A 24,125-nucleotide genomic window follows, 5' to 3' on the forward strand; every position below is an offset into this window, starting at 1 on the left:
CCCTCCCCTCCAGGGGAGGGTCAGCGTCAAGCCGCCTTCGGCAGCGCTGCCTTGGTCTCGGCGAACGCCCAGTCGATCCATTGCGTCAGCAGCGCGACGTCTGAAGCTTCCACGGTAGCGCCGCACCAGATCCGCAAGCCTGCCGGCGCATCGCGGTAATAGGCGAAGTCGTAACCGGCGGCTTCCTTCTCGACCAGCGCAACGAGCTTCTTGGAGAACTCGGCCTGCGCGTCAGGGGTCAGCGAGGTGATCGCGGGATCTGTGAACTTCAGGCACACCGAAGTGTTGGAGCGGGTCGCGGCATCCTTCGCCAGGAAGTCGATCCACGGCGTCTTCGCCTTCCAGTCCGACAGCACTTTGGTGTTGGCGTCGGCGCGCGCGATCAGGGCTTTAAGCCCGCCGATCGACTTCGCCCAGTTCAGCGCATCGAGATAGTCCTCGACGCACAGCATCGACGGCGTGTTGATGGTCTCGCCCTCGAAGATGCCCTGATTGAGCTTGCCGCCCTTGGTCAGGCGGAAGATTTTTGGCAGCGGCCAGGCCGGCTTGTACGTCTCAAGCCGCTCCACCGCGCGCGGCGAGAGGATCAGCATGCCATGCGCGGCTTCGCCGCCCAGCGCCTTCTGCCAGGAGAACGTGACCACATCGAGCTTTGCAAAGTCGAGTGCTTGCGCGAATGCGGCCGAGGTCGCGTCACAAATCGTGAGACCCTGACGATCAGCCTTAATCCAGTCGGCGTTCGGCACGCGCACGCCCGAGGTGGTGCCGTTCCAGGTGAAGACGATATCGGACGCCGGATCGACCTTGGAGAGATCAGGAAGATCGCCATAGCCGGCATGCAGCTTGGTGACGTCCTTGAGCTTCAATTCCTTGACGATGTCGCTGACCCAACCTTCGCCGAAGGATTCCCAGGCGATCGTGGTGACGGGGCGCGCACCGAGCAGCGACCACAGCGCCATTTCGACCGCGCCGGTATCGGACGCGGGCACAATGCCGATCTTGTAGTCATCAGGCACTTCAAGCACTTCACGCGTCAGTTCGATCGCGAGCTTGAGCTTGGCCTTGCCGAGCTTCGCGCGATGCGAGCGACCGAGGGCTGCGTCCTTGAGATTTTCGGGATTCCAGCCGGGGCGCTTGGCACAGGGGCCGGAGGAGAAATGCGGCACGTTCGGCCGCGCAGCGGGCTTCGCTACGGTCATGATCTATCCTTCCAGATAGTAAGCCTCCCGTTGGGGGGAGGTGTCCCGCGGCGGTCATTAAGGGAATCGTGCCCGATCGTCAAGAAACTTCGGGCGTATCACGCCCGATTGATGCGCCCTCGTCCGCGTCACGCGCCGGCTCCTGCTGCAGCAATACGGCGGCATCGGTGACCAGTTTGGCGGCTTCCCGTCGGCTCGAGACCTTCAAAACCCTGGCCTCGCCAGCCTGTACGACATATTCACTTCCGACCCGGACAATCGAATATTTCTTCATCGGAAATCCCCAAGCTGCCCAAGCCCCGAGGGAGACGCCGGAATAGCGGAGACGTTCCTGTCCGTAAAATCACGGACGCACGCGTAGTTTATCGGTTGTTAACCGGATAGTGCAGCGACGACTACCTGAAGGTTTTGTCGCAAAGTCGCTTCAACCGCTGTTGGTGACTTTATTCCGACGCGTTTCCTTTACCGAAACCGGTTTCCACCCATGGGTCAAGCCGAGGGCAGGCTTCGCTCGAAAACGCTACGGCGATCAAAAGCGCAACGTCATGCCGACATGATTGCGCGCAAAGCCCAATCGCTCGTAAAATCGCTGCGCATCGACACGGGTATGATGCGTCAGTAGTTCGACGAGCTTGCATCCGTTCGCCCGCGCTTCTGCGACCGCCCACTGCACTAACTGCTCGCCGATGCCCCGGCTGCGGCAATGGCTGGCGACGCGGACATCCTCGATCAGGCCGCGCGAGGCGCCCTGCGAGCTCAGGCCCGGCAGAACGCAGAGCTGCAGGCATCCGACCACGGCGCCCTCGCCGTCCTCGGCAACGACAAGCTGGATATTCGGGTCGCGCTCGATCCTCTCGAACGCCGCGAAATAGCGTTGCGGCAGCGGATCTTCGATCCGCTCGCGCGGCCCGCCAAGCGGATCGTCTGCCAGCATGGCGATGATGGCGCCGATGTCCTCGCGGCGCGCGCGGCGGATGGTGGCCTTCGCAGTATCAGCCATGATGCATTCCGGTGAAGTCAGCGCGCCGGCGGCAGCCCAAGGAATTTTTCGCTCTCGCCGATCCAGCGGCGAACCGCGGCATAGTCACCGAGATCGAAGCCGCCCTCATGCGCCACGCGCGTATAGGCCAAAAGCGATATGTCGGCGAGCGTGATCGCGCCGCCAGCCAGAAACGGCGTGATGGCGAGCTGGTGCTCCACCCGTGCCAGCGCCGCATAGCCGCGCCTGACCTTCTCGGGATCGAGGTCGGAAGCCGGCTTCTTCAGATAGAACATCTGGAAGCGGCACACCGCGATATAGGGCTCGTGGCTGTACTGTTCCCAGAACAGCCACTCGTCCATCTTCGCCTGCGCAAACGCATCCGAAGGGATCAGGCTGGAGCCACGGGCAAGATAGCGGATGATCGCATTGGACTGCGCCAGCGTGCGGCCGTCATCGAGCTCGATCGTCGGCACCTGACCGGCGCTGTTGAGCTTGAGAAATTCCGCGGTCCGCGTCTCGCCCTTGAGGGTATCGATCGCGATCCAGGTGTAGGGCAGCGCGAGATGATCGCACACCCACTTCACCTTCAGACAATTGCCGGAATTGGTGTCGCCGTAGACTTTCATGTGCCGCCCTCGTTCCGGCGACAGTGCAACAGGCGGCGGCCAATCTGTCAACGGCGCCCCGCATCGGGGCGCCGCGGCAGGATCAGAACTTGTAGCCGAGGCCGAGGCGGACGGTGTTGATGTTGGATTCGATATCCGACGTCACCCGCCGATATTCGTATTCGGCGCGCATGAAGAGACCGGCGACCAGCATCACATCGACGCCTGCGCCTGCGCTGTAGCCGTAGACCAGCTTCGTCTTGCTGGCCGAGTCGACCGGCGTCATCACCGGCGGCGGGCCCGCCGACACGGTGCGATCAACCGTCTGGCTGCCGAAGCCGGTGCCGACAAACGCATAAGGCAGAAAGCATCCCATCACGTATCCACCGCGGATACGCAGCGATCCGAAGTCGGAGAGTTTCACGACCGCAGTGGAATGAGTCATGCTCCGCACCGTGACCAAATCGGGCTCATAGCGTATCCCGACCGATTCCGAAATCGAGCGGAATCCGTCATGGATGTAATTCCCTTCCACGCCGAGAACCACGTCATCCCATTGCGTGTTGTAGCCGAAAAAGCCGCCGAAGCCGGTGCGGCTGTCGTGGGCGTTGGGCAGCGGCTGCCAGAGGTAGCTAACGCCGGCCGGCGGAATGAAAGTCGATTGCAGATCGCTGTTGGCACCGGACGCCACCTTGGAGGTAACCGAGCCGTAGCTCACCTGGCCACCGACATAGAAGCCCTGCCAGTTGACCGGGGCGCTGCTCAGGCCTTCGGTGACACTGCCGCGGAGAAACGGCATGTCGGCGGCTTGCGCGCCGGTCACAGCTCCACACACCAACGCCACAGCCAAGAATCGACGCATCGCAACGCTCCATCAGCACACCCTGAACTTGCGTTGATCATCGCCTGTTAACCTTAACCAATCGTTGTCGCGTGCACCGATTGGACGCAATCTTGCCTAAAAGCCGGCAACATTTTTCCGCGAGCCGCGCGGCTCGTGCATCGCTTGCGAAAAGCAAACGGCGCGGGAGACCCCGCGCCGTTCGGCAACCGTTAACGAATGGAAGTCGCAATTAACCTTTGCGCACCAGCGGCGGCGGCGCATAGACCTGCGGGCTGGTCAGATCCCAGCGCACGCCGAGCTTCAGGTCGTGCGAGGTGATGTTCTTGAAGGTCATCGGGTTATTGATGTTGTTGGTGCCATCGAAGGTGCGGAGATCGCCGGTCATGCCGTCACCCATATCGAGATAGCGATAGGCGAGTTCGACGGTGAAGTTCGGCGTGACCTTGTAGGCGAGACCGGCATGCACGGCCCAGGCGAAATTCCACTGCGCGAAGCTGTCGCCATAGGCGAGACCCGGCAGCGCACCGCCGCCATTGTTGGCAATGCTCTGATCGGTGAATCCGTTGATCGCAACTCGCGCGCCGCCGACGCCGGCGCCGATGAACGGCGTGATGCACCACCAGGTGCCGAGATCGACATAGGCGTTGGCAAGAACGACCCACTCGTTCTTGGTGGCGTGATAGGTATCGGTGCCGACGCCGCCGACATAGGTGATGCGGTCGGTGCCGAAGAACTGTGAATTGCCGCGGTACTCACCGGTGACGTCGGCGCGGAACCAGTTGTTGAACTTGTAACCGACGCCGAGGCCGAAGATGCCGGCGGTGTTGAAGTTGTTATTCTGCACCGACGACGTAAGCGTGGCATCGAGCGCGTTGTTCAGACGGTCGACGCGCTGATTGGAGAAGCCGATGTCGCCGCGCAGATACCAGCCGCCGAAATCCTCGACTACCGGAGCCGGCGCATATGGAGGAGGCGCAATGGCCATGTCGGCAGCAAACGCTGCCGAGGACAACAAAGTGGCCGCACCGGCGGCAATGAAAGACTTAACGCTACGCATTGGCTTCGTCCTTTGTCCGGTGAGGCTGACTGCAAACGGGCCCCACTTCAAAAACTCACGGACGGACGATCGCATTAAATGCTTAAGCGGCGCTTAACCCTAATTTTTAAGGTTGACAATCTCTGACTTTTTTCGCGATGCCGTTTTCGGCGCGAGTCGAAATGCATTCGCAACACATGATAAATCAGCGGACGCCGCCATACGTCCTAACGATGTGTTGATGAAGAGCGAGTGGCGAATAGCGAGTGGAGAAGCACCTCGTTTCTTGTGCGCTACTCGCCACTCCCTATTCGCTACTCGCCGGCCGAATCTTCGGCAGGAAGACTGCGAGCAGACCGAGCGCCGGCAGGAACGCGCAGAGGTGATAGACGAACGCAATGCCGGTATGGTCGGCGAGCTTGCCGAGCACGGCTGCGCCAAGTCCGCCGATGCCGAACGCGACGCCAAAGAACACGCCCGAGATCATGCCGAAGCGATGCGGCATCAATTCCTGCGCGAACACGATGATCGAGGACGTCGCCGAGGAAATGATCAGGCCGATGAACACCGTCAGCACGGCGCTGCCGACGAGGCCGACGTAGGGCAGCGCCAGCGTGAACGGCAGCGCGCCTGCTATCGAGAACCAGATGACGTATTTGCGCCCGAAGCGATCGCCGAGCGGCCCGCCGAAGAATGCGCCCGCCGCATTGGCGGCGAGAAACAGGAAGAGGTAGAGCTGGGCTGCCTGCGTCGACACCTGAAACTTGTCGATCAGATAGAAGATGTAATAGCTCGACAGGCTCGACACGTAGAGCTGTTTCGAGAACAGCAGTGCCACCAAGACCGCGAGTGCGATTTTGACGCGCCGGGAATCCGGCAGGCCCGGATGCCGTTCCACCGCAGCCGATTTCTTCGTAGCGATCTGCGGCTTGTACCAGACGCCAATGCGCCACAGGATCACGATCGCCAGAAACGCGATCGACGAGAACCAGGCGATCGACGGCTGTCCGAACGGCACCACGATCAGCGCCGCCAGCACCGGCCCCATCGAAGTGCCGAAACTGCCGCCGAGTTGAAACACCGATTGCGCCATGCCGTAGCGGCCGCCGGACGCAAGCCGCGCGATCCGCGCCGATTCCGGATGAAATACGGCAGAGCCAAGCCCGACCAGCGCCGCCGCGATCAGGATGATCGGATAGAGATGCGCGACGCTGAGCAGCAGGAGGCCGACGACGGTGAAGCCCATGCCAATCGCCAGCGAGAACGGCTGCGCCTTCTTGTCGGTGAAGTGCCCGACCACCGGCTGCAGCAGCGACGCCGTGAACTGGAACGCCAGTGTGATCATTCCGATCTGCGCGTAGTCGAGCGCGTAAGCATCCTTCAGGATCGGATAGACCGAGGCGATCAACGACTGCATGGTGTCGTTGAGAAAATGCGAGAAGCTAATTCCGGCGAGCACGACATAGGCCGGCCCCGCGGCGGCCGTCTTGGCGGCCATGCTGACGTCCGCCACCACCACCGGCGCGGTCTCTGTTTCTTCCGGCACGATGACGGGCTTGTTCAACGGCGGATTCCCAAAAAGCATTCGCAGCAGGCAATGCTGCTTTCTACGCCGCACGCGCCGTTGCGACCAGCATCAATGGCCGATGGCTGCGATGCGCTACTGCGCACCGCCGATCAGCAGTTCTGCGTCGTCAGGATAAATCGCGCTTATGCCGCCGCGGCGTGACCAAGCGCGTTGACGATCTGGTCGACGACTTCCTCGACCAGATCGCGATCGTCGCCCTCGCCCATCACGCGGATCACGGGTTCGGTGCCGGACGAACGGACCAGAAGGCGGCCGTGACCGTTCAGGCGGTTCTCGCCGTCTGATATCGCCGACTTCACCTCGGCATTGTCGAGCGGCTTGCCGCTGCGATAGCGCACGTTCTTCAGGATCTGCGGCAGCGGATCGAAGCGGTGGCAAACTTCAGAGACCGGACGCCGCAGTTTCTGCACCACGGCCAGCACCTGCAGCGCGGCTACGAAACCGTCGCCCGTCGTGGCGTAATCGGAGAGAATGATATGGCCGGAGGGTTCGCCGCCGAGATTGTAGCCCTGCGCGAGCATCTGCTCGAGCACATAGCGGTCGCCGACCGGCGTGCGCACCATGCCGAGGCCCTGCCCCTGAAGAAAACGCTCGAGCCCGAGGTTGGACATCACGGTGGTGACGATGCCGGGCTTGGCAAGACGGCCTTCTTCGTTCCAGCTCTGCGCGATCACGGCGAGCAACTGGTCGCCGTCGACGACATGGCCGCGCTCATCAACCAGGATGACGCGATCGGCGTCGCCGTCGAGCGCAATTCCGATATCGGCGCGCATCTCGCGCACCTTCTTGGCAAGCATCTCCGGCGAGGTCGAGCCGCATTCCTTGTTGATGTTGAAGCCGTCGGGTTCGACGCCGATCGCGATGACATCAGCACCCAATTCCCACAGCGCTTCCGGCACCACCTTGTAGGCGGCGCCGTGCGCGCAATCGATCACAACGCGCAGGCCGTCGAGCGACAGCTCGCGCGGCAGCGTGCGCTTGGCAAATTCAATGTAGCGGTCGTGGACGCCGTCGATGCGGCGGGCGCGGCCGAGGCTGGCGCTCTGCGCCAGGCGGCGCTCGATCGGCTCGTCGAGCAGCTGCTCGATCTGCATTTCGACTTCGTCGGAAAGCTTGAAGCCCTGCGGGCCGAACAGTTTGATGCCGTTGTCCTCGAACAGATTATGCGAGGCCGAAATCATGACGCCGAGATCGGCGCGCATCGACTTGGTCAGCATCGCGACCGCCGGCGTCGGCATCGGGCCGAGCAGCAGCACATCCATGCCGACCGAGGTGAAGCCGGCCACCATGGCGTATTCGATCATGTAGCCGGAGAGCCGCGTGTCCTTGCCGATCACGACGCGGTGGCGATGATCGCCGCGATGGAACACCAGGCCGGCCGCCTGCCCCACCTTGAGCGCGAGCTCCGGCGTAATCAAACCATTGGCGCGGCCCCGAATTCCGTCGGTACCGAAATATTTGCGGCTCATATAACCCCCAGCCATTCCAGGTCTTCTTCAGGCCACATGGCCACGAATCCCCGAACACCCACCCATCGTAGCGTGCAGCGTGGTTATAGTCTCTCGGCCGCCAAGATGGCTTCAAAAAATATGATGAATCATTACGGCCAGAAGCGGCCGCGGTTGTCACCTAACCATTTGGTATGAGTGGACATTTCCCTAGAACGGCGGCGGCCGCTCCCGCCCGCTAGTTCCGCCGCTTGACGTAATGGTCGCCCTTCGAAGGCGGCGGCTGCGTGACATTGACCGGATCGGACGCCGGAAAGGTCTCCTCCAGCCCCTCCTCCAGGGCATCGTCAAGCCGTCGCTTTTCCTCGGAAGCGGCCGAACTAGCTTTATCGGATGCAGCGGTGCGCCGTCCGGTCATGGGATGTCCTCCCCTCGGGATGCGCCTCGCGAGATGCGATTTGGCTGGCCACCCAACCATGCTAGATGACGGCACGGTTGCGAAATTCAAGAAGGGGCCGCGACGTCCATGAAGCACATCACCTGCATTGAGGATCTGCGCCAGTTGCACAAGCGCAGGGTTCCCAAGGCGTTTTTCGACTACGCCGATCGCGGCTCCTATACCGAGGACACGCTGCGCGCCAATTCCGAGGATTTGCAGCAGATCAAGTTCCGCCAGCGCGTCCTGGTCGACGTCTCCAAGCGCGATCTCTCCACCACCATCCTCGGCGAGCCCGCCGCGATGCCGCTGATCCTGGCTCCCGTCGGCCTGCTCGGCATGCAGCACGGCGACGGCGAAATTCTCGCCTGCCGCGCGGCGCAGGCGGCCGGCATTCCCTTCACCCAGAGCACGATGTCGATTTGCTCGATCGAGGACATCGCCGCCGCTGTCGACAAGCCGTTCTGGTTCCAGCTCTACGTCATGAAGGACCGCGGCTTCATCAAGGCCCTGATCGAGCGCGCCATCGCGGCGAAATGCTCGGCGCTGGTGTTGACTGTCGACCTGCAGGTGATCGGCCAGCGCCACCAGGACATCAAGAACGGCATGACCGTGCCGCCGGAATGGTCGCTCGCCAAGCTGATCGATTTCGCGACCAAGCCGGCCTGGGTCTCCGGCGTGCTGCGCGGCAAGCGCCGCACCTTCGGCAATCTCGCCGGCCATCTGAAGGTGAGCGAGGACATCACCTCGCTGTCGACCTGGATCAACTCGCAGTTCGACACCACGCTGAACTGGAAGGACATCGACTGGATCCGCTCGATCTGGCCAGGCAAGCTGATCCTCAAAGGCATTCTCGACGTCGAGGATGCCGAGATCGCCGCCAAGACCGGCGCGCAGGCGATCGTCGTCTCCAACCATGGCGGCCGCCAGCTCGACGGCGCGCCGTCGTCGATCGAGGTGCTGCCTGAGATCGTCGATAACGTCGGCTCGCAGATGGAAATCATGTTCGACGGCGGCATCCGCACCGGCATGGACGTGGTACGCGCGCTCGCGCTCGGCGCCAAATCCTGCATGATCGGCCGCGCCTACGCCTATGGGCTCGGCGCGGCCGGCCAGGCCGGCGTCGCCAAGGCGATCGACATCCTCGCCAAGGAAATGCTCACCACCATGGGCCTGTGCGGCGTCAACACGATTGCCGAAATCGACGACAACGTGCTGGCGGTTTAGCCCTCATCCGTCGTCCCGGAGAGGCGAGGCTTTCCTTTCGCCCTCCCCTGGAGGGGCTCTCCAGGGGGGTGGACTTCACGGCTAGCATTGCACGCAACGGGAGAGGGTAAGCAGCGCGTCACATCGGCGGCGTAATTCCGTCACGGCCGACATTGACGCGGTTGGCTTCCAGCGTGCCGTCGTCTTTCTTCACCGCGCCGAAGATGATGATCTTCGCGCCCGGCTTCAGTTCGGACTTGTCGCCGGCGACGAAGGTGACAACGGGCGTATCCGGCGGCACCACGACTTTCTTTTCGCCGTCCTTGTATTTGACCAGGATGTTCTGGCCCTCGGTACCCTTCACCGTCTGGGCAACGGTGGCGTTGGTCATGGTCGAGTTCGGCCGCGCGTCCCACGGCCGAAAGCCTTCGGCGGCGCCGCGCTGGTTTTCGGGGAAGATATGCACCGCGACGGCCCGCTGCGTGCCGTCAGGTTCCGGCATGCCGGTGACGCCGATATAGGAGCCTTCCTTGATTTCTGACAGTTCGGTCTTCACGACGGCGAAGACGGCGACGTTGTCAGTCATCCTCACCTTCATGTCAGTGCCCTCGCGCGACTTGATCGACAGCATGGGCCCGTCGACGGCTTCGATGGTGCCGCGAATGCGGACCGTCGGCGGCTGCTGGGCCGAGGCTTCCATCGCAAACAGAGTGGCAAGGCCCAGCGTGGCCGCGAGCAGGCGCAGCCATGAAGAAGATTTCGGCATGGTATTCCTCCCGGTGTTTCGGCGCCCAGCTTTACGCAAACCCCGGGAGAAGATGCCTATTCCATGCCGCGCATCGGCGGCCGATCATCAAGGCGTGATCGGCCGCCTCGCGGGAGCGATCAGCTATTCGCGAGATCGGCTTCTACGAGCGCGCGAAGCTCCGCCGTCACCTCGGGACGCCGGCCGAACCACAATTCGAAGCCGCGTACCGCCTGATGCAAGAGCATGCCGAGCCCATCGGCTGTCTTCAAGCCACGCTCGCGCGCAGCCGTCAGCAACGGCGTGTCGAGCGGCACGTAAACGAGATCGGCGACGACGGCTTCTGGCGGCAACAGCGCCACGTCGACTTGCAGCGGCGGCTGGCCCCTCATGCCGAGCGATGTCGTGTTCACCAGGAGGCCGGCACGAGGCAGGAGATCACCGATCGTCTCCCATGCCACGGGCACAATGCTCGGACCAAACTGATCCGCCAGCGCCTGCGCGCGCGCCATGGTGCGGTTGGCAAGATGTACGCGCTTGATGCCGCGCTCAAGCAGGCCGAACAGCACCGCGCGCGACGAGCCGCCGGCGCCGAGCACCAGCGCTTCCTCGCATTTGTCCCATCCCTGTGCGCAGGCGTCGAGATTGTTGATGAAGCCTTCGACGTCGGTGTTGGTCGAGCACAATTCGCCGTCGGCGAACCACAGCGTATTGGCCGCACCGACCGCGCGGGCGCGCTCATCCGGCTTCGACAGCGAAAGCGCCCGCTCCTTGTGCGGAATGGTGACATTGGCGCCGACAAAGCCGCGCAGCGACAGGCGGAAGATGAAATCCTTGAACTCGTCCGGCGGCACCGCCTCGATGACATAACCGCCCTCGATGCCGAGCGTGCGCAGCCAGTAATGATGGATCAACGGCGAGCGCGAATGCGCGGCCGGCCATCCGATCAGGCAGGCGGCGCGGGGTTTCGTCACGACAACAACCTCCTCAAAGACGTCGATGGCCGGGATAAACCCGGCCATGACGATCAATTTATCTTCCGTGGAGGCATGTCAAGCCAAACACAGGTCACCGCGGCCGATCAGGCCGTAGCGATACTGCCGGGAGCTACGCCGCGACGCGATGCGCGGCGATGATCTGGTCGGCGGCGCGGCCCGTGACCTCAGCCATGCGGTCGAAGGTGCGCGTAAAGCTGCCGGCGCCGGCGGTGGCCGAGCGCAGTTCGACGATCAGGTCGCCGATCTCCGCCTCCGGCATGGTGGCGCGGACGCAGTCCCAGCCCGGCCAGCCCTCGCGGGTGTCGAAGCCCAGGATCTGGCCGCGCCGCGCCGACAGGATGGCGTTGATCTTCGCCGTGGCGTCGGTCGGGCAGACGATCTCCACCATGTGGATCGGCTCCAGCAGCACCGGCTGGCACTGCGGCAATCCTTCGCTCATGCCGATCCGCGCCGCCGTGCGGAAGGCGAGATCGGAGGAGTCGACGCTGTGATAGGAGCCGTCCGTCAGCGTCACCTGCACATCGATCACGGGGAAGCCGAGCGGTCCCTTGGCGAGGCCGTCGACCACGCCCTCTTCCACCGCGCCGATATAGTTGCGCGGCACCGCACCGCCGACCACGGTTTCGTGGAACTCGAAACCTGAGCCGCGCGGCAGCGGTTTGATTTCCAGCACCACGTCGCCGAACTGGCCGTGGCCGCCGGACTGCTTCTTGTGGCGCCCGCGCTGGGTGATCGATTTGCGGATGGTCTCCTGATAGCCGATCGCCGGCGGCTGCGATTTGACGTTGACGCCGAAACGATCGCGCAGGCGCTCGAGCGCGACACGCAGATGCATCTCGCCCTGCCCCCACAACACGGTGTCGTGGGTGCGCGGATTCTGGATCATCGTCAACGACGGATCCTCTTCGTTCAGCCTGAGCAGCGCCTGGCCGAGCTTGACGTCATCCTTGCGGTCCGTCGCCGAGACGGACATGGCGAGCACCGGCGGTGCCGGCGTCACCTGCACCAGCGCGGGCGGCGCGGTCTTGCCGCCGGACAGCGTGTCGCCGGTCTTGATGGCGTCGAGCTTGCCGAGCGCGATGGTCTCGCCGGCCTCGGCCGAAGGCCGCTTGGTGTCATACGCGCCGTTGACGGCGAGAATGCCGGACACGCGTCCGGATTCGCCGGAAGAAGATTGCAGCGTAGCACCGTCATCGAGATGGCCGGCGAGCATCCGCACCAGCGACAGCTTGCCGCCGTGCTGCAGATGCACCGTCTTGAACACGTAGGCCAGCGCGTCCTTCTCCGACGATGCGCCGAGACGCTTTGCCGTCTCGGCGACGCCCGGCGATTCGTGGCGCAGCGCCTTCATCAGCCGCAGCACGCCGTTCTCACGCGCGGCTGAGCCGAGCAGCACTGGGCAGATCAGGCCTTCGCGCAATTCGCGGGCGAGATCGTCAAATACCGCATCGCGCGGCGGCTGGATGTCTTCGAGAAGTTGCTCCATCAGCGCGTCGTCATGGTCGGCGAGCTTCTCTAGCATCGAGAAGCGCGCTTCCTTCTCGCGGTCGAGATTGCCGCCTTCCAGCGCAATGACTTCCGACGGCTTGTGCTCGCGGTAAACAAAGGCGCGTTCGAGCGCGAGATCGACAAAGCCTTCGATCAACTCGCCGTTCCAGATCGGAATCTGCCGCAGCACCAGCGGCACGCGCGAGGCCGGCTGCAACGTCGCCAACGTCTCGCGGATGCGCTTGTTGGCGCGATCAATTTTGTTCAAAAACAGAAAACGCGGAATACCGAGATCCTCCAGCTCGCGCAGGATGATCTGCAGTTGCGGCAGCTTCTTCTCGTCCGCCTCGCAGACCACGACCGCGGCGTCGACCGCGGGCAACGCGGCGCGCATATCATGCGCGAACTCGACCGAGCCGGGACAATCGATAAAGGTGTAACTATCGCCCATGAAGGTGGTGGTGGGGGCGCTTAAGCCTACCCCCATTTTGTGATGGCGCGCCTCGGGGGTGGCATCGCCCACGGAGGTTCCGGCATCGACGCTGCCGGCATTTTTAATGGCGCCCGTTCGCGCCAGTATCGCTTCCAAAAGTGTGGTCTTACCGCTTTGGAAAGGGCCCACCAGCGCGATGCACCGTGGACCACGGGGACTTCTGACGTCTTGTCCCATTGCCGCCTCCTTATCTTTGGAGCTCGGCCCATGATTGGGTCGGCGACCTCTGATGCTCCGCCTGTCCGGACGATTTGGCAAGCGAGAAAAATTCGCTGCGGTGCGGGGTGAAGTTAAGGCATCCATATTGCCGTCATTGCGAGGAGCGAAGCGACGAAGCAATCCATCTATCCCCTTGCGGAGACGTGGATTGCTTCGCGGAGCCTGTCATCGGGCGGCGCTTCGCGCCGACCCGTTGGATCACAATGACAGCGGAGGATGACGAAAGTTAACGTCCCGGCCGCAGTTCCAGGGCTTGCAATCCGGCAGCAATGCTGACGCCAACCTGACCCTGCACGCTCAAGGGTTGCAACGCGATCGAATTGGCGGAGCCGCCGACCAGCACGTTGCCGCCGACGCCGACACCTAGCGTCGCGCTACCCTGCGCGCCGACATAGTCGCCGGAAAGGCCGCCGGGCCCGAGTTGCGCGACCGGTGCGAACACGGCCCAGGCCAGCGCGGATTCCTGGGTGATGCCGAGATCAAGTCCGACCTTGCGGATGGTGGCGATGTAGCGATCCTCCGGCATCCCGTCGGCGCGCAGCACGCAGCCGAGATTGGTGACGGAACCGACGATGAAGCCAACGCTGGCGCCGCCGCGGCACTCCAGCACGCCCACCTGCACGCGCTGCCCCTGCTGCGCGCCGGCGCCGCCGATTGACGAAGCCAGCGTGGCGAGCGCGACCGCGGCAAAGGTGAGAGAACGCATGAAGTAATCTCCGGCTGAAACTGTGATGCGGGCAGAGAATAACAACAAGGCCGTGACCGCGCCGCTCGCCCGTTCTATGCCACAACGTATCGGGCAGTTCCAGAATTTGCGCTGCTACGTCATTCCGGGGCGATGCGCAGCATCGACCCCGGAATCTGGATCGAGTGAAATGACCTCTAGATCCCGGGTTCGCGCTTCGTGCGCCCCGGAATGACAGTGGCTACCAACAAAAAAAGGCCCGCTTACGCGGGGCCTCTTCCTTAGCGTGTCACCGTCAGCCGCGGCGGTGATGCCTGCGGTGGCCGTGGCGGCGCGGGCCGTTGCCGTAGAACGGCTGCAGCTCTAAGCCGGCGATGCCGGCGGTAACATTCAGCCCGGTCTGTCCCTGCAGGCTGATCGGCTGCAGCGCGTAGGCATTGGCGGGACCACCGACCAGGAAGTTGCCACCGCCACCGATGCCGATCGATGCGTTGGCGCCAACGCCGCCATAGCTGCCGGCGAGTTCGCCGCGGCCGAGCCGGCTCGTTGGCGCATTCACGGCCCAGGACAATTGGGTCTGCTCGGTGATGCCGAGATCGAGACCGATGCGCTGCACCCTGGCGATATAAGGTTCGGGCCGGCGGCCTTCGCTGCGGAACACGCATTCGAGGCTCGTCACCGAGCCGACCACGAAGCCGACGTTCTGCCCGCCCTGGCATTGCAAGATGCCGGCGCGAACCGCGGGCGCCGCGTCAGCGCTTGCAACCGGCGCAAGCAGCGCGAGCGTGGCGAATGTCAATGTCAGGAATCGCATGTGTCCCAGTCTCCGCGATGTTGATGAACAGATTTAGCGGAGCGGACAGGATGGAAGCGCTATGTCGAAAACATGGCGCTTCCTCAAGAAGCCGTCAAAACATCGCGCTGAATTTCACGCGCGATGTGATTTGACTTATTTCAAATTCCCGCAAAAGCGCTGGATACGCTTGCAGGCGTCCTCGAGGTCCGAGGTCTTGGTCGCGTAGGAAATCCGGAACGCCGGGCCAAGCCCGAACGCCGAACCCTGCACGACGGCTACGCCTTCGCTCTCGAGCAGTTCGGTGACGAAGTCCTCATCATTGGCGATCACCTTGCCGGACGGCGAGGTCTTGCCGATGGTGCCGGCGCAGGATGGATAGACATAGAACGCGCCCTCCGGCCGCGGACACTCGATGCCCTTGGCCTGGTTGAGCATCGACACCACGAGGTCGCGCCGCTCCTTGAACACCTTGTTGTGCACCGGGATGAAGTCCTGCGGACCGTTCAACGCCTCCACCGAAGCCCACTGCGCGATCGAGGACGGGTTCGAGGTCGACTGCGACTGGATCGTCGCCATCGCCTTGATCAATTCGGCCGGGCCGCCGGCATAGCCGATGCGCCAGCCGGTCATGCAATAGGCCTTCGAGACGCCGTTCACCGTCAGCGTGCGCTCGTACAGTTTCGGTTCGACCTGCGCGGGCGTTGCAAACTGGAAGTCGTCGTAGACGAGATGCTCGTACATATCGTCGGTCATTACCCAGACATGCGGATGCTTCACCAGCACGTCGGTGATCGCCTTCAATTCGCTGCGCGTGTAAGCGGCGCCGGTCGGGTTCGACGGCGAGCACAGGATGATCCATTTTGTCTTCGGCGTGATCGCCTTTTCCAGATCCTCGGGGCGCAGCTTGAAGCCGCTCGATGCCGGGCACACCACCGGCACCGACTCGCCGCCGGCGAGCGCCACCATCTCGGGATAGCTCACCCAGTACGGCGCCGGGATGATGACCTCATCGCCGGGGTTAAGCGTCGCCATCAGTGCGTTGTAGAGCACCTGCTTGCCGCCGGTGCCGACGATGATCTGGTTCGGCTTGTAGGTCAGGCCGTTCTCGCGCTGAAACTTGGCGATGATCGCTTCCTTCAGCTCGGGAATGCCGCCGACATCGGTGTACTTGGTCTTGCCGGCTTCGATGGCGCGGATCGCCGCCAGCTTGATGTTGGCCGGCGTATCGAAATCCGGCTCGCCGGCGCCGAGGCCGATGACGTTGCGTCCCGCCGCTTTCAGCGCGCGTGCTTTATCCGTGACCGCGATAGTCGCGGACGGCTTCACACGGGCGAGCGAGGCAGACAGGAAGGGCATCATCATCTCCTGGCAAACGTCGTGAGCGCTGAAATTCACGATTCTTTTTGATGGGAACGCCGTACCCTAAGGCGCTGGGCGCTGCACCGCAAGAAGCTTGGCCGAATACGGGTAAAACTTTGGCGCACCCGGCGCATGCTCGGTGCGATCGGAGCAATGTCAGCGCAATATTCGCAAAGTTCCGCCGGCGATTGGCTCATATCTGACAAGCCGCGGCTGGCGCTCCGCGCGCGGGTGCTTTCTACGGCAAGCTGGGGGCATCCTCCCCCGCCTGCCAGGGGCGGATACCGCACTCAACGTCAGGCTGTCTCGCGGCAATCATGGGTCCCGGCTCTGCGCCGCGTCACTGCGTGCCGCATCGCGTCCGGGACACGGAAGGCTCTCGGGTCAACTGGTCCCCGTTCCCCGGACGCTGCGCAGCGCCACAAGCACGTTCACGCGCGTCTTCGACGCGCTATGGCGGTGCGCTGCAGAGCCGGGCCCACAGTAGATCCCGCATCATCACCCGATGCGGCACAGCAGTTTCATCGCGAAGGCTTGAGCATGCCGGCCCATCCACTCTCGACCACGTGACTCCCGCGTCGTAGCAAGTCATGCTGCGCGCGTGCAGTGCAGTAGAGGTTTTCGACTTTTTCCATTGTGCGGGCCTTGCGACGCATTCGTATCGGCATCATTGTTTAGCCGCGTTGCGGCGCGAGAGCCTTTGCGCCATCTGCCCACCACGTGCGCCCCACGACCGGAGTGAAGCCAACACGATGTACAAGCTCTATTCGATGCAGCGCTCCGGCAACAGCTACAAGGTCCGCCTTGCGCTGGCGCTGCTCAACGCGCCCTATGAGGCGATCGAAGTCGACATTCTCCGCGGCGAAAGCCGCACGCCGGAGTTTCTGGCGAAGAACCCGAGCGGACAGGTGCCGCTCTTGGAAGTCGCCGAGGGACGCTACCTCGCCGAGTCCAATGCCATCCTCTGGTATGTCTGCGGCGGCACGTCGCTGGCCCCGGAGTCGCGGGTCGAGCGCGCCGAAGCCCTGCAATGGATGTTCTTCGAGCAGCACGCGCTCGAGCCCAACATCGGCGCCGCCTATTTCTGGCTGTCACTGGTCAAGGGTGGCCGCGACCTGCAGACGCACGCGCTGGAGGACTGGATGGAGCGCGGCTATGCGGCGCTTCAGGTGATGGAAAATCATCTCAAGACCCGCGCCTATTTCGCCGCGGGGCAACTGACGGTCGCCGATATCGCGCTGTATGGCTACACCCATGTCGCCGACCGCTGCGACTACGACCTCGCAACCTTTCCCGCCATCCGCGCCTGGCTGCGGCGGGTCGAGCAAACTCCCGGCTTTGTGACCATGGACTGGCGGCCGGAGACCGTGGACGACGACCAGGCGGGCGTCGCCGCCGGGGCGTAATCCGGTGCCGCGCCTGACGAACGGCCCGCTCACTTTCCCGCGAGCATGCCGCTAAAAGTTAACAATAGCGGGTATAACGTTAACCATTGCCGTGATTTGGCCATTTTCAACGTCGGGTCGCCGCAATGTTGCCGGTGATGATTGCAACGTTTTCCTGACACGCGGGTGATTCGGCCCGCGTTACAAGGATTTGGACCAATGATACGGTCACCCGGCACGGTTGGCTTCGAAGGCAATCGTGCGCCCGTTGCATCTTCCAGACTGCTTGGTGCCATCGCCACCTCGCTCGCGATCGGCACGCTGTCGCTTTGCCTCGTGGTCACCTTGACGGTGCTGTCGATCAAGGCCACCGTCGCGATGCCCATTCCGTGACATCAGCGGCCTTTTGTTTGCATCATTAGCCAACGCGCGATGAGTGGCATCGCGATGTGGACCAGGATGAAGACACCTGTCGGCCTTGTGACCGCCGCGTTGACGGTAGCGATCCTGCTTGCCCTCTCGTTCCTGATCGCCACCGGCACCCGCGGCGAGCAGCCGGCGTTCGACTCCTCGGCAGGCGAGCTCGAGGTCCGGACCATCGCGCGGGGCCTCGTCAATCCCTGGGCGCTGGCATTTCTGCCTGACGGAACGATGCTGGTGACCGAGCGTCCCGGCCGCATGCGCATCGTTTCGGTGGAAGGACAGGTTTCGGCACCGCTCAAGGGCGTGCCCGAGGTCTGGGCGTCGGGCCAGGGCGGCCTGCTCGACGTGGTCACTGACAAAGCCTTTGCGCAGAACAGGACCATCTATTTCTGTTATGCCGAGCGGACCGAGGGCGGCGGACGCACCACGGTCGCGCGCGCCAAACTCGATGGCGGCAGGCTCGACGAGGTCAAAGTTATCTTCCGTCAACAGGGACCCCTGTCGTCAGGCAATCATTACGGCTGTCGCATCGCGCAGGCCGACGACGGCAATCTGTTCGTGGCGCTCGGCGATCACTTCACCTACCGCGACCAGGCACAAAACCTCGGCAATCACCTCGGCAAGATCGTCCGGATCGCGCCCGACGGATCGGTACCATCGGGCAATCCGTTTGCCGGTCGCGCCGACGCCAAGCCGGAGATCTGGAGTTACGGGCACCGCAACGTGCAGGCGCTTGCAATCCATCCGACGACCGGCGAGCCCTGGGAGATCGAGCACGGCCCGCGCGGCGGAGACGAGGTCAATATCGCCGGCAAAGGCAAGAATTACGGCTGGCCGGTGATCGGCTATGGCGTCGATTATTCCGGCGCGAAAATCCACAACGCGACAGCCAAAGACGGCATGGAGCAGCCGTTGAAATACTGGGTGCCGTCCATCGCACCGTCAGGCATGGCGTTCTATACCGGCAAGCTGTTTCCAAAATGGAACGGCAGCCTGTTCACCGGCGCGCTGCGCAGCGCGCTGCTGGTGCGGCTGACGTTGAACGGCAATACGGTGACAGCGGAAGAACGCCTGCTGCAGAACCTGCACGAGCGGATCAGGGACGTCCGCCAGGGGCCGGACGGCGCGCTGTGGCTATTGTCAGACAGCTCCAACGGTCGGGTATTGCGGGTAGCGCCGGCGACGAAATGACGATGATCTGAACAAGAGCGCTCACCATTTGTGAAAGATCAGGAACGCGCCGATCGCGATGAAGAGAAAGCCGAGCGCGTGATTCCACCCCAGCGGCTCCTTCAGATAAAGCGCAGAGAAGCAAGCGAACACCACCAGTGTGATCACTTCCTGCATGGTCTTGAGCTGTGCAGCCGAGTACACCGCGCTGCCCCACCGGTTGGCCGGCACCGCCAGCCAGTATTCAATAAAGGCAATTCCCCAGCTCGTCAGCACGACGACCGGCAGCGAGCTTTCCTTGAATTTCAAATGGCCATACCAGGCAAAGGTCATGAAGATGTTGGAGGCGAACAGCATCAGGACCGGCAGCAGCGTAGGCGAAACAGTGGGCATCAATGTCCTCTTGCAAGATGGCGTGCGCTAATCGTTGAGTAACGCATCGCGGTCCTCACTCGATATCATTTGGTTTCAATTTTGCGAAAGCCCGAAACATCCGCACAACACTCCCTTAAGACTGGCGGCAAAAAGGCGTGCACAATCGCAACAATCGGGCATGCTTGAGCCTTATTCCCGGCAAGTGGCGAGAACGGGCATGCAGTTAAACTGGCGCGCAATCTCCGGTCCGGCTCTCACGACAGCGACGGCGCTGGTCGCCTTCCTGGTCGATCGGCATCTTTTTCCTCTTCCCAATCCCGCACCGCTATTCGTCTGCATCGTTGCGCTTGCCGCTTCCATCAGCGGCATCGCCTCCGGCATGGCGAGCGCTGTGATTGCGGTAGCCTCTTCCGCGCTGTTCTTCCTCACCCACCGCGCCACGCCCGGCTACGACATGTCGGATCTGGCGCGCATGCTGCTGCTGGCGGCCACCGCCGGCGCCACCGCGCTGATCACCGGGCTGCTGCGGCAAAAATGGGTTGATACGCTCGCCTGGGAGAAGAAGCATCACGCGACCGCGGAACGACTATCGGCCGCGCTCGATCAGGTCGATATCGGCATCGTGCTGCTCGATTCCGACACCCGCGCCGAATTCATCAACCGCGCCTTCCGCGATTATTTCAAGCTGTCGGACGAGCAGGCCGACAGCAAGCCGCCCTTCATCGCGCTGATGTATCACGGCCGCGACACCGGCGCCTGGCAACTGCCCGAGGACGAGCTCAGCACCTTCATCGCCAAGCGCACCGAAATGATCCGGGCCGGCGATTCCACGCCGATCAACCTCAACTTGGCCGGCGGAGAGGTGCTCCGCTTCATCTGCACGGCGCTGCCCGATGGCGGACGCATGCTGAGCTACACGCCGGTCACCGATCTCGTCCGCCACTCCGACGATCCCGGCAGCGCCGACTATTATCGCGCGCTGCGCGGCACCCACCGCAGCCTCGCCCGCCATCTCGGCGCCGCGGAATAGCGGCGCGGTATAGAGGCCACGGCTCTCTCGCTCCCTCTCCAAAAGTTGATCCCCTGCTAATGCGTCTGTATTAATGGACAGACGCAACTCCTCGCCTTCCCTCACCACAACGGAAATCCCGCAATGCCCGGCGACCTCACCATCCGCTTCGTCACCCGCCAGGACTATGCGCAATGGCTTCCGCTGTGGGACGGTTACAACGCCTTCTACGGCCGCTCGGGTCCGACCGCGCTGGCAAGCGAGATCACCGCGATGACGTGGGCGCGATTCTTCGACGCCTACGAGCCGATGCACGCGCTTGTCGCCGAGAGCGGCGGCGAGCTGCTCGGGCTAACGCATTACCTGTTTCACCGCTCTACGACCATGATCGAGCCGAACTGCTATTTGCAGGACCTCTTCACCAGTGCCACGGCGCGCGGCAAGGGCGTCGGCCGCGCGCTGATCAACGGCGTGTACGAACAGGCGAAGCTTGCAGGATGCTCCCGCGTCTATTGGCAGACCCACGAGACCAATCACACCGCGATGCAGCTCTACGACAAGGTGGCGGAGCGCTCGGGGTTTGTCGTCTATCGCAAGATGCTGTGACGCCTGCGACTACGGCCGTCCGATCTGTGGATAAGTTCAGGCGTCACGCGCGCGTAACAATACGGGGCTAGCCTCCGCCTGCGTTTGATCAGGCCCCCCGTCTCAGATCACGCGCCCCCAGCGGTCCCCGTCAGTCGCCGCGTCTGGCCGGGGCCGCATCTTTTTGGCCGCATAGCTGCCAAGCGCGCACCGATCGTCCCGCTTCTTGCGACCTGGCGCCGTGCGAGCCAAAATGCCGGCCCTCTCGCGCCCTTCCCACAGGATCGATCCATGCAAATTCGCAACCTCGGCGGCTCCGGCCTGCGTGTTTCCGCCGTCGGCCTCGGCTGCAACAATTTTGGCCAGCGCACCGACCTCGAGACTTCGCGCAAGGTCATTCACAAGGCGATCGACCTCGGCATCACCCTGTTCGACACCGCCGACATCTATGCCGGCATGGGCGGCTCCGAGACCGTGCTGGGCAACGTGCTCGGCGATCGTCGCAAGGACATCGTGCTGGCCACGAAATATGCCAAGCCGATGGCAACCGACGGCACCAAGCAGGGCGCCTCGCGCCGCTACATCATGTCCGCGGTCGAAGCCAGCCTGAAGCGGCTGAAGACCGATTACATCGATCTCTATCAGCAGCATGAGTACGATCCCTTGACGCCGATGGAAGAGACGCTGCGCGCGCTCGACGATCTCGTCCGCCAGGGCAAGGTCCGCTACATCGGCAATTCGAACTTTCCGGCGTGGCGCATTGCCGAAGCCGAAATGCTGGCACGGCAGATGAATGTGGGCCGCTTCATCTCCTGTCAGGATGAATACAGCCTCGTGGTGCGCGATATCGAGAAGGACCTCTTGCCGGCAGCCCAGGAATACAAGCTCGGCCTGTTGCCGTTCTTCCCGCTGGCCAGCGGTCTCCTGACCGGAAAATACAAGCGCGGCGTCGCCGCCCCCGCCGACACCCGCTTCGCCAAGGCACCGGCGCTGAAGGACCGCTACGCCACGACGCGTAACGAGGACATCGTCGAAAAGCTTCAGGCGTTTGCGTTGGAGCGCGGTCATACCCTGCTCGAACTCGCCTTCTCCTGGCTCGCCCAGCGCCCGCAAGTCGCAAGCATCATCGCCGGCGCCACCCGCGTCGAACAGGTCGAGCAGAACGTGAAAGCGATCAGCTGGACGCTGAGCGCGGAGGAGATGGCGGAGGTCGATCGGATGACGAGGTGAGGGTGCGCACGGCCTCTCCGCTCCCTCTCCCCGTTCTTCACGGGGAGAGGGTTGGGGTGAGGGGCTGCCTCCGCAAGCTGTGAACGCGGTGAGACCTGTACCCCCTCACCCGGCTCGCAAGAGCGATCCGACCTCTCCCCGCAAGCGGGGCGAGGTTAAGGGGAACGAGCGGCTCGATCTGAAAGCTCCGCGTGAAGGACCCTCAGCACACCTTCGATATTCTCGAGGACATCGTTGTTCCAGAACCGAAGCACCTTGTAACCTTGCTCCATCAAACGACGGTCGCGCGCCGCATCCGCTGCTGATTCATTATGCTGCCCGCCATCGACCTCGACGACCAAATCAAGCTCGCGGCAAACGAAGTCGCAGATGTAGCCGCTGATCGGCACTTGCCGTGCAAACTTGTGCCCGTCGATCTGCCGGTTGCGGATACGATTCCAGAGGACAGTTTCCGCGTCTGTTTGATTGACGCGCAATTGTCTTGCGATTCGGATGGTCTTTTCATTGCGGCCACGCATTGCCCTGCCCTCACCCGCCGCGCAATAGCGCGGCGACCTCTCCCCGCATAGTGCGGGAAGAGGTTAAGATACCAACCCCTGCATCGGCTTCACCGCGGCACTGTCCGGGAACACGCTCTCCGCCAGCACCTTGTCGGCGAGCCCGAACTGGTCCTTCAGCACGCCCTTCATCACCGCGCGCAGATCTGTAGTCGGCGCAAGATCGCGGCCCTGGTAGAGATTGTCCGGTTTCAGCCCGGGCCAATCTGCGATCACGCGGCCGCCTTTCACCGCGCCACCGGCGAGCAGCGCGACTGTGCCGGTGCCATGATCGGTACCCTGCGTGCCGTTGATGCGCGCGGTGCGGCCGAATTCGGTGGCGACCACGATCACCGTATCGCGCCAGCGCGGCCCCATCGCGGTCTGGAATTCGGCGAGCGCGCCGTCGAGCCCGCCAAGCAGTTGCGCGAGCCGGCCGACCGGGCCGCCTTCATTGGCATGCGTGTCCCAGCCGTCGAAGGCGAGCGCGCCGATCCGCGGGCCGTTGTCGGCCGCCATCAGCCGCGCGGCGCCGCGCGCCACCAGGCGCATCGCGGCCGGCCCGTTGGCTCCGGGCTTCGGTTTCATGTCGTCGCCTTGCGCCATCTTGTCGAGCGCGAGGCCCTGCTTGAGCGCCGCGCCCAGCGCGGCATCGCGGTAAGAATAGAGTTCGAGGAGCCGCATCGCGGTATCCTCGCTCGCCTGCGGCACCGCAAGCGGCGCCCAGCCGACAGTCGGCGCCGCGCCGCGCAGCACCAGCGGCGTCGTCGGCCCGACCGCAAGTCCGCTCGTCACCCGCTCGCCCTTCGGCAGGCCTTCCAGCGCGCGGTTGAGCCAGCCGGATTGCACCCGGCCGGGTCCGGCAAAGCCGCTTTCGAGCACGTCCTGTCCATCGAAATGTGAACGGTCGCGATAGGGCGTCGCTACTGCATGGATCACCGCCGCTGTCTTCTCGCGACACATCCGCGCGAATTCCGGCATCGCCGGATGCAGCGAAAAGAAATTGTCGAGCGGCAACGCCGCATTCGGTCCGCTCGCAGACAGCGCGATCGCCCCGTGCAGGCCGGCATAATCGGGGTCACCGATCGGCGCGACCGTCGCAAGCCCGTCCAGCGCGCCGCGCAGGATGATGACCACGAGGCGCGGATCGCGGCCGTCGGCAGCGCGCGCGAATTTCGGCAAGTAAGCCCATGCCGCAAAGGACGCGCCGCCGAGCAGCACGGCACGCCGCGACGTCACCAAAGATCGCATATCTTCGCAGCAATCCGTTGTCGTTTCCATTGGT

The 24,125-nt window shown here is 63.4% G+C and carries 25 protein-coding genes; 7 read left to right on the top strand and 18 right to left on the bottom strand.

The genetic code is table 11. The features are described from left to right. Positions 1 to 26: 26 nt before the first annotated feature. From J6524_RS07325 to J6524_RS07365, 9 genes are all read right to left on the bottom strand, one after another. Positions 27 to 1,199 carry a phosphoserine transaminase gene (locus J6524_RS07325; RefSeq protein WP_225669702.1) on the bottom strand — a complete coding sequence of 391 codons (1,173 nt, stop codon included), beginning with the start codon at positions 1,197 to 1,199 and terminating at the stop codon, positions 27 to 29. A 79-nt stretch (positions 1,200 to 1,278) separates the two neighbouring features. Beyond that, positions 1,279 to 1,473, bottom strand: a complete 195-nt coding sequence (locus tag J6524_RS07330) for a hypothetical protein (protein WP_225669703.1) — start codon at positions 1,471 to 1,473, stop codon at positions 1,279 to 1,281. A 255-nt stretch (positions 1,474 to 1,728) separates the two neighbouring features. Next, on the bottom strand, positions 1,729 to 2,199 hold the full coding sequence (locus J6524_RS07335) for a GNAT family N-acetyltransferase (RefSeq protein ID WP_225669704.1): 471 nt from the start codon (positions 2,197 to 2,199) through the stop codon (positions 1,729 to 1,731). A 17-nt stretch (positions 2,200 to 2,216) separates the two neighbouring features. Continuing rightward, complete coding sequence (locus J6524_RS07340; RefSeq protein ID WP_225669705.1) at positions 2,217 to 2,807, bottom strand: glutathione S-transferase family protein; 591 nt, start codon at positions 2,805 to 2,807, stop codon at positions 2,217 to 2,219. An 82-nt stretch (positions 2,808 to 2,889) separates the two neighbouring features. After that, positions 2,890 to 3,648 (bottom strand): outer membrane protein, encoded by a 759-nt coding sequence (locus tag J6524_RS07345; protein WP_225669706.1) that lies wholly within the window; start codon positions 3,646 to 3,648, stop codon positions 2,890 to 2,892. A gap of 211 nt (positions 3,649 to 3,859) precedes the next feature. Next, entirely contained in the window at positions 3,860 to 4,687 is an 828-nt protein-coding gene (locus J6524_RS07350) for an outer membrane protein (RefSeq protein WP_225669707.1), read from the bottom strand. 286 nt (positions 4,688 to 4,973) lie between these two features. After that, positions 4,974 to 6,230, bottom strand: coding sequence for an MFS transporter (locus J6524_RS07355; protein ID WP_225669708.1), 1,257 nt, complete (start codon positions 6,228 to 6,230; stop codon positions 4,974 to 4,976). Positions 6,231 to 6,376: 146 nt separating this feature from the next. After that, on the bottom strand, positions 6,377 to 7,723 hold the full coding sequence (glmM, locus tag J6524_RS07360) for a phosphoglucosamine mutase (protein ID WP_225669848.1): 1,347 nt from the start codon (positions 7,721 to 7,723) through the stop codon (positions 6,377 to 6,379). 217 nt (positions 7,724 to 7,940) lie between these two features. Beyond that, positions 7,941 to 8,120: a hypothetical protein gene (locus J6524_RS07365; RefSeq protein ID WP_225669709.1), complete on the bottom strand. Its 180-nt coding sequence runs from the start codon at positions 8,118 to 8,120 to the stop codon at positions 7,941 to 7,943. A gap of 108 nt (positions 8,121 to 8,228) precedes the next feature. Between J6524_RS07365 and J6524_RS07370 the strand changes: the two genes are divergently transcribed. After that, entirely contained in the window at positions 8,229 to 9,365 is a 1,137-nt protein-coding gene (locus J6524_RS07370) for an alpha-hydroxy acid oxidase (protein ID WP_225669710.1), read from the top strand. A gap of 118 nt (positions 9,366 to 9,483) precedes the next feature. Here the strand turns inward: J6524_RS07370 and J6524_RS07375 are convergent, their stop codons facing one another. The 6 genes from J6524_RS07375 to J6524_RS07400 form a co-directional block, all read right to left on the bottom strand. Continuing rightward, positions 9,484 to 10,110: a single stranded DNA-binding domain-containing protein gene (locus J6524_RS07375; RefSeq protein WP_225669711.1), complete on the bottom strand. Its 627-nt coding sequence runs from the start codon at positions 10,108 to 10,110 to the stop codon at positions 9,484 to 9,486. A 119-nt stretch (positions 10,111 to 10,229) separates the two neighbouring features. Continuing rightward, positions 10,230 to 11,111, bottom strand: a complete 882-nt coding sequence (locus tag J6524_RS07380) for a shikimate dehydrogenase (protein ID WP_249789326.1) — start codon at positions 11,109 to 11,111, stop codon at positions 10,230 to 10,232. Positions 11,112 to 11,196: 85 nt separating this feature from the next. Continuing rightward, entirely contained in the window at positions 11,197 to 13,245 is a 2,049-nt protein-coding gene (locus J6524_RS07385) for an elongation factor G (protein ID WP_225669713.1), read from the bottom strand. Positions 13,246 to 13,513: 268 nt separating this feature from the next. Further along, positions 13,514 to 13,993, bottom strand: coding sequence for a DUF992 domain-containing protein (locus J6524_RS07390; RefSeq protein WP_225669714.1), 480 nt, complete (start codon positions 13,991 to 13,993; stop codon positions 13,514 to 13,516). Between the two features lie 274 nt (positions 13,994 to 14,267). Beyond that, positions 14,268 to 14,786 carry a DUF992 domain-containing protein gene (locus J6524_RS07395; RefSeq protein WP_225669715.1) on the bottom strand — a complete coding sequence of 173 codons (519 nt, stop codon included), beginning with the start codon at positions 14,784 to 14,786 and terminating at the stop codon, positions 14,268 to 14,270. A gap of 135 nt (positions 14,787 to 14,921) precedes the next feature. Then, a complete protein-coding gene (locus J6524_RS07400) occupies positions 14,922 to 16,124 on the bottom strand; it encodes a pyridoxal phosphate-dependent aminotransferase (RefSeq protein WP_225669716.1) in 1,203 nt (400 codons plus the stop codon). 755 nt (positions 16,125 to 16,879) lie between these two features. Between J6524_RS07400 and J6524_RS07405 the strand changes: the two genes are divergently transcribed. From J6524_RS07405 to J6524_RS07415, 3 genes are all read left to right on the top strand, one after another. Then, complete coding sequence (locus tag J6524_RS07405; protein ID WP_225669717.1) at positions 16,880 to 17,533, top strand: glutathione S-transferase family protein; 654 nt, start codon at positions 16,880 to 16,882, stop codon at positions 17,531 to 17,533. Between the two features lie 198 nt (positions 17,534 to 17,731). After that, positions 17,732 to 17,905 (top strand): hypothetical protein, encoded by a 174-nt coding sequence (locus J6524_RS07410; protein ID WP_225669718.1) that lies wholly within the window; start codon positions 17,732 to 17,734, stop codon positions 17,903 to 17,905. Between the two features lie 66 nt (positions 17,906 to 17,971). Further along, the gene (locus J6524_RS07415) at positions 17,972 to 19,126 is read left to right on the top strand and encodes a PQQ-dependent sugar dehydrogenase (protein ID WP_225669719.1); all 1,155 of its coding nucleotides are present in this window, start codon (positions 17,972 to 17,974) and stop codon (positions 19,124 to 19,126) included. 21 nt (positions 19,127 to 19,147) lie between these two features. Here the strand turns inward: J6524_RS07415 and J6524_RS07420 are convergent, their stop codons facing one another. Next, positions 19,148 to 19,498 (bottom strand): DMT family protein, encoded by a 351-nt coding sequence (locus J6524_RS07420; RefSeq protein ID WP_225669720.1) that lies wholly within the window; start codon positions 19,496 to 19,498, stop codon positions 19,148 to 19,150. 199 nt (positions 19,499 to 19,697) lie between these two features. Here J6524_RS07420 and J6524_RS07425 point away from each other — a divergent pair, with 199 nt between their 5' ends. From J6524_RS07425 to J6524_RS07435, 3 genes are all read left to right on the top strand, one after another. After that, positions 19,698 to 20,510, top strand: coding sequence for a PAS-domain containing protein (locus J6524_RS07425; RefSeq protein ID WP_225669721.1), 813 nt, complete (start codon positions 19,698 to 19,700; stop codon positions 20,508 to 20,510). Positions 20,511 to 20,633: 123 nt separating this feature from the next. Beyond that, complete coding sequence (locus tag J6524_RS07430) at positions 20,634 to 21,095, top strand: GNAT family N-acetyltransferase (protein ID WP_225669722.1); 462 nt, start codon at positions 20,634 to 20,636, stop codon at positions 21,093 to 21,095. A gap of 270 nt (positions 21,096 to 21,365) precedes the next feature. Continuing rightward, complete coding sequence (locus J6524_RS07435; protein WP_225669723.1) at positions 21,366 to 22,304, top strand: aldo/keto reductase; 939 nt, start codon at positions 21,366 to 21,368, stop codon at positions 22,302 to 22,304. A 155-nt stretch (positions 22,305 to 22,459) separates the two neighbouring features. Here the strand turns inward: J6524_RS07435 and J6524_RS07440 are convergent, their stop codons facing one another. Next, positions 22,460 to 22,822, bottom strand: coding sequence for an endonuclease domain-containing protein (locus J6524_RS07440; RefSeq protein ID WP_225669724.1), 363 nt, complete (start codon positions 22,820 to 22,822; stop codon positions 22,460 to 22,462). A 63-nt stretch (positions 22,823 to 22,885) separates the two neighbouring features. Continuing rightward, entirely contained in the window at positions 22,886 to 24,121 is a 1,236-nt protein-coding gene (locus tag J6524_RS07445; RefSeq protein ID WP_225669725.1) for a DUF1501 domain-containing protein, read from the bottom strand. Between the last annotated feature and the right edge of the window lie 4 nt (positions 24,122 to 24,125).

The organism is Bradyrhizobium hereditatis, from assembly GCF_020329435.1.
Classification (GTDB): domain Bacteria; phylum Pseudomonadota; class Alphaproteobacteria; order Rhizobiales; family Xanthobacteraceae; genus Bradyrhizobium; species Bradyrhizobium hereditatis.